This is a genomic window from Kitasatospora sp. NPDC056446 (assembly GCF_042796115.1).
Taxonomy (GTDB): domain Bacteria; phylum Actinomycetota; class Actinomycetes; order Streptomycetales; family Streptomycetaceae; genus Kitasatospora.
Window position 1 is genome coordinate 1 of sequence record NZ_JBHTRF010000154.1, and the last position, 4,960, is coordinate 4,960.

Consider the following 4,960-nt stretch of genomic DNA (forward strand, 5'->3'; position numbering starts at 1 on the left):
TCCGCGGAGACCACCACGGTGTGGGACACCCCGGGGGTGTTGTCCACGAAATTGGTGATCAGCCAGTTCAGGTTCTGTGCGGCCTGGCTCATCTGGTTCAACTCAACGCTCCTGGTGATCTGCGCCGTTGCCGTCGCTCCGGCCACCGAAACTATCGAATCCGGGCTGCTGGGCACCATGCTGGGCGCCCCCCGGATTCGCGGCCTGCTCGGCCCCGGCCCGCCGGCCCTGCTGGATGCCGCGGCGCAGGTTGGTGAGGCGGCCGCGGACCTCCTCGGGGGCCCGGGAGACCTGGGGGCCGGTCAGCGGCGAGGCCTCGGCGGTGCCGGAGACCAGGTTGGCCTGCGGGGTCCGCCGGGGGAGGCCCGACATGGTGACGCCGCTGGTCGACGGCTCGCGGACCTGCTCGGCGCGGCGCCAGCGCTCGTCGTTCGCGGACGGGCGCCAGGGCGCGTCGTCGCCGCCCGGCTCGGGCTGGCCCGGCTGCGGCTGCGGCTGCTGCTGGCCCGGCTGGCCCTGCTGGGGCTGCGGTGCCTGCTGCGGTGCCTGCCGGTGCGGAGCCTGCGGGGCCTGGCCCTGCTGGAACTCCGGCGCGGAGGTGCCGGGTCGGCGCGGCTGGTACGACGGCTGCTGGGCCTGCTGCTGGGTGTCGGCCTGCGGGTACCAGGGCTGCTGGTCGGTGGCCGCGGACGGACCGGGCAGCGCCATCGGCTCCTGGTGCGGCAGCGGCTGCGGCTGCTGCGGGGCCTGCTCCTGACGCACCGGCGCCGGACGCGGCGGGTTCGGCACGTTCGGCAGCACCGGCTCGACCAGGCCGAGGCCCAGCGGGTCGCGCGGGTCGATCTGGCTGGCCTCGAAGCGCGGGCGGGCGAACTGCTGGGTGCTCTCCACCGGTGCCGGCTCGGCCGACGGCAGCGGCTGGGGCTGCTGCGGGGCCTGCTGCTGCGGCGGCTGCGGCCGGCGGTCGCGCTGCGGCGCATCCGGGCCGGGGCGCTGCGGACGGCGCGGACCCTGCGGAGCGGGCCGTCCGGCCTGCGGCGGGCCCTGGCGGCCGGGGGCGCGCTGCGGCAGGCCCTCCTGCGGACGGCTGCCCGGGCGGGCACCCTGCTGCGGCGCACCGGGGCCACCGGGGCCACCGGGGCCACCGGGACCGCCGGGGCGGCCGTGCTGGGGCTGCTCGCCGGTCCGGGGAGCCGGACCGCCGTCGAAGCCGCCGCCGGGGCGCGGCCGTTCCTGGCCTGCCTGCGGCTGACCGGGCTGCTGTCCCGGCTGCTGCTGGCGGTTGCGGCGGGGCAGGCCGTTCTGGCCGGCCTCGGGCGGGCCCTGGCGGCCGGGGGTGCGCTGCGGCAGACCGCCCTGCGGCGACTGCGACTGCGACTGCTGCTGCTGCGACGGCTGCGGCCGGCCCTGCTGCGGGCCCTGCTGCTGGGGCTGCGCGGGCTGCTTGGCCTGGCCCTGGCCCTGACGGCCCTGGCCCGGCTGACCCTGGCCCGGGCCCTGAGGCTGGCCCTGGCCCGGCTGAGCCGGGTTCTCCCGCAGCGACTTGCCGACCTGGCGGGTCGGCAGACCGGCGGGGCGGCCACCGGGCGCACCCGGTCCGGCCTGAGCGCCCGGACCGCCGGGCGCACCGGGACCGGCCTGCGGACCCTGACCGTTCTGCGGGCCCTGACCGGCCTGCGGACCGGGGCCCGCCGGAGCGGCCGGGCCGCCCTGGCCGAGCTGCGGTCGGCCGCCCTGCGGGGCGCCGCCCGCCGGGCCCTGGCCGAGCGCGGCCGGGCCGTTCGGCCGGCCGGCCGGCATCTGGCGCTGCTGACGCGGTGTCGGGGCGACCCCGCGCTGCTGCTTGCCCTGGGCGGCGCCGGGGCGGCCGGCGCCGCGGCGGTCGCCGGAGTTGGTGACGTCGACCGGGAGCATGACCAGCGCGGTGGTGCCGCCGGAGTCGCTGGGGCGCAGCTGGATGCGGATGCCGTGGCGCAGCGACAGGCGGCCGACCACGAAGAGGCCCATGCGGCGGGAGACGGAGACGTCCACCGTCGGCGGGTTGGCGAGGCGCTCGTTGATCTCGGAGAGGTCGTCGGGGCTCAGGCCGATGCCGGTGTCGTGGATCTCGACCAGCACGCGGCCGTCCGGCAGCGCGTGGCCGGTGACCCGGACGCGGGTCTGCGGGCTGGAGAACGAGGTGGCGTTCTCCAGCAGCTCGGCGAGCAGGTGGACGAGGTCGTTGACGACGCGGCCGGCGACCTCGGCCGACGGCACGGCGGCGAGTTCGATGCGCTCGTACTGCTCCACCTCGGAGGCGGCGGCGCGGAGCACGTCGACCAGCGGGACGGGGCGGGTCCAGCGGCGGCCCGGGTCCTCACCGGCGAGGACGAGGAGGTTCTCGCCGTTGCGGCGCATGCGGGTCGCGAGGTGGTCCAGCTTGAAGAGGTTGGCCAGCTGGTCCGGGTCCGCCTCGCGGCTCTCCAGTTCGGAGATGAGCGACAGCTGGCGCTGGATGAGGCCCTGGCTGCGGCGCGAGAGGTTGGTGAACATCGCGTTGATGTTGCCGCGCAGGAGGGCCTGCTCGGCGGCGAGGCGGACGGCCTCGCTGTGCACCATGTCGAAGGCGTGCGCCACGTGGCCGATCTCGTCGGCGGAGTCGACGGCGACCGGTTCGACCGTGGTGTCGACGTCGTGCGGGTCGCTCTCGGAGAGGGTCTTGACCAGTTCGGGCAGGCGGCGCTCGGCGACGTCCTCGGCCGCGGCCTGGAGGCGGGTCAGCGAGCGCACCATCGAGCGGGCGATCAGACCGGCGCCACCGAGGGCGACGAGCAGCACCAGGGCGACCGCTACACCGATGATCAGGGCGTCCGTGTCGGCCTGGGACTGGAGGTCCTGGGCCTTGCCGTCGAGGTTCTCGATGAGCTTGGACTCGATCCGGCGCTCGGCCGTGATCTTGGCGCTGGCCTTCTCGTACCAGTCCTTGTAGGTGACCGGCTCGGTCTGGTGGATGCCGCCCTGGGTGAGGATCGTCTGGGCGTAGCGGTCGGCGTCGGCGACCACCGAGTTGTAGCTCAGCTGGCTGCGCAGGTTGTCCAGGTCGTGCGCGGTGTAGATGTTGTTGAAGCTGGCGACCGCGTTGTCGTAGGACAGGCGCAGGCGGATACCGAAGGACTCGTCGCTCGGGCTGAGGTCGGGGGCCTTGGGGTTGGCGAGCGCGGCGCTGATCAGGGCCCGCTGCTGCGAGGTCGCGTTCTTGGCGAGCGAGAACTGCTGCAGCGCGCGGGTGGAGACGACCAGGTCCTTGTTGTTCGAGGCGAGCGCGATGTCCTGGGTGATGGACAGCAGGTCTCGGATGATCACGTCGTAGGCGGTGATCGTCGACTGGATGTTCTGGTTGTTCTGGTACGGCAGGCTGCGGGTGTCCGCGATCGAGTTCAGGTCCTTGCGGATCTGGAGCAGCAGCGCCTTTCCGCCGGACAGTTCGAGGTTCTCGAACTTGTCGGAGGACGCGGTGAAGGTGCGGCTGAGGTCGTCGGTGGCCTTGCGCGCGGCGACGATGTCGTCGTCCAGCTGGGCGCTGGGCTCGTGGGTGATCGGGCCGGCGCTGATGTCGCGCTCGGTCTGCAGCGCGTCGGCGAGGTTGGTCGCCTTCTTCGCCAGGTCGGACAGGTTGGCCATCTGGGCGAGTTGCTGCGAGTTCTCCAGCGAGGTCTGGATGCGCAGGCCACCGAGGACCAGCGAGACCAGGACGGGGAGGGCGAGCAGGGCGATCAGACGGGTGCGGATGCGCCAGTTGCGCATCGCGAGCCGGTTCAGACCGGTGGCCCGGCGCCGGGTCAGGGAGGTCCGGAGCTTGTCCCGGGTGGACTTCCGGTCCTGGCCGTCCTCCTCGGGGCGGCCGACGGCCTCGGGCGTCAGCGGCTCGGTCGGGCCGCCGGGCGGCGCCGCCGGTTGGGGGGCTGCCACGGGTTCGTGCGACTCCGGGTTACCCGCGGCGCCGCTACCCCTTTTGAAACGTCCCTGCACTGGCGTCGCAACCTCTGGACCGGGCGTCCCGCCGCGTCGCCACGGCCTGGACGGTGTCGAGTTTCCATCCGCCTCCCGGCCGGTCCGGGAGAGCGGGTCACCGGGGTGGACCACTCCCTACCCACGGTCCGTCGCATTCCAGCACAGCCGGGGAATCCCAACAAGGGCCGCAGGAACCTGGCGCCCGGCGCTACCGACCGCTTGTGCGATCTCACTGACTGTGCGGTAACCGGACCGGAATACCGCCTTTTTCGGACACTCGCCGGATACATGCCAACCCGACCGGAGATCGAAAAGAGTCACAGACCTTCCCGAATGCCCGATAACGGAAGATTGTCGGGAAATCCCGGTACGACGATATGTCGGATATCTGCGTTTTGCTCGACATATTGTGAGCAAAATCACAGCCTAATGTGTAGCTTTGGTCACGGTCTCTATGGAAAGAGATCTCGTAACCTGGCTGTTTCCGGCGCACGGCCCAGATCAGCCTGCCCAGAACCCCTCCGAATCAATCGGAACAACTCAGGCCGACGCCGATCCGCCGCGGATCCGCCCGGCCGCGACCACCGAGGTGCTCTCGATGTCCCAGGCGAAGAACGCCACCAAGTCCACGCTGTCCTGCCGCCCCACGGCGAACCCGCGCCGGACGACGCTGGCCTCGGTCGAGGACTTCAGCAAGATCCCGGGTGCCCGCAAGCCCGAGGACGTCGTGACCTACGGCACCGAGCTGCCGGCCAGCACCGCCAACCCGCGCCGGACCAAGCTGATGGTGGCGCCGGTCGTCGTCGTGCAGGACTGACCGGGCACGTCCCGGCCGGGGCGCCGTCGCCACACCCGTGGCGGCGGCGCCCCCCCCCGGGGCGCCGCCCGGGCCCCGGGCGCCGCCGCCCGGGCGGGGGGGGGGGCGGGGTCGGGGCGGCGGACGTGGGGGCGGGCGCCGCACCGGCCGGGG

Annotated in this window: 2 protein-coding genes and 1 pseudogene; 1 reads left to right on the forward strand and 2 read right to left on the reverse strand. The window is 73.6% G+C overall.

Features of this window, described 5'->3' with window-relative positions; all coding sequences use genetic code 11:
• A pseudogene (locus ACFQ6N_RS39945) lies at window positions 1-92 on the reverse strand (roadblock/LC7 domain-containing protein); the annotation flags it as partial.
• 10 nt (window positions 93-102) lie between these two features.
• Window positions 103-3,948: a nitrate- and nitrite sensing domain-containing protein gene (locus ACFQ6N_RS39950; RefSeq protein ID WP_380659079.1), complete on the reverse strand. Its 3,846-nt coding sequence runs from the start codon at window positions 3,946-3,948 to the stop codon at window positions 103-105.
• Between the two features lie 640 nt (window positions 3,949-4,588).
• Between ACFQ6N_RS39950 and ACFQ6N_RS39955 the strand changes: the two genes are divergently transcribed.
• Window positions 4,589-4,807 (forward strand): hypothetical protein, encoded by a 219-nt coding sequence (locus ACFQ6N_RS39955; RefSeq protein ID WP_380659080.1) that lies wholly within the window; start codon window positions 4,589-4,591, stop codon window positions 4,805-4,807.
• Window positions 4,808-4,960: the final 153 nt, after the last annotated feature.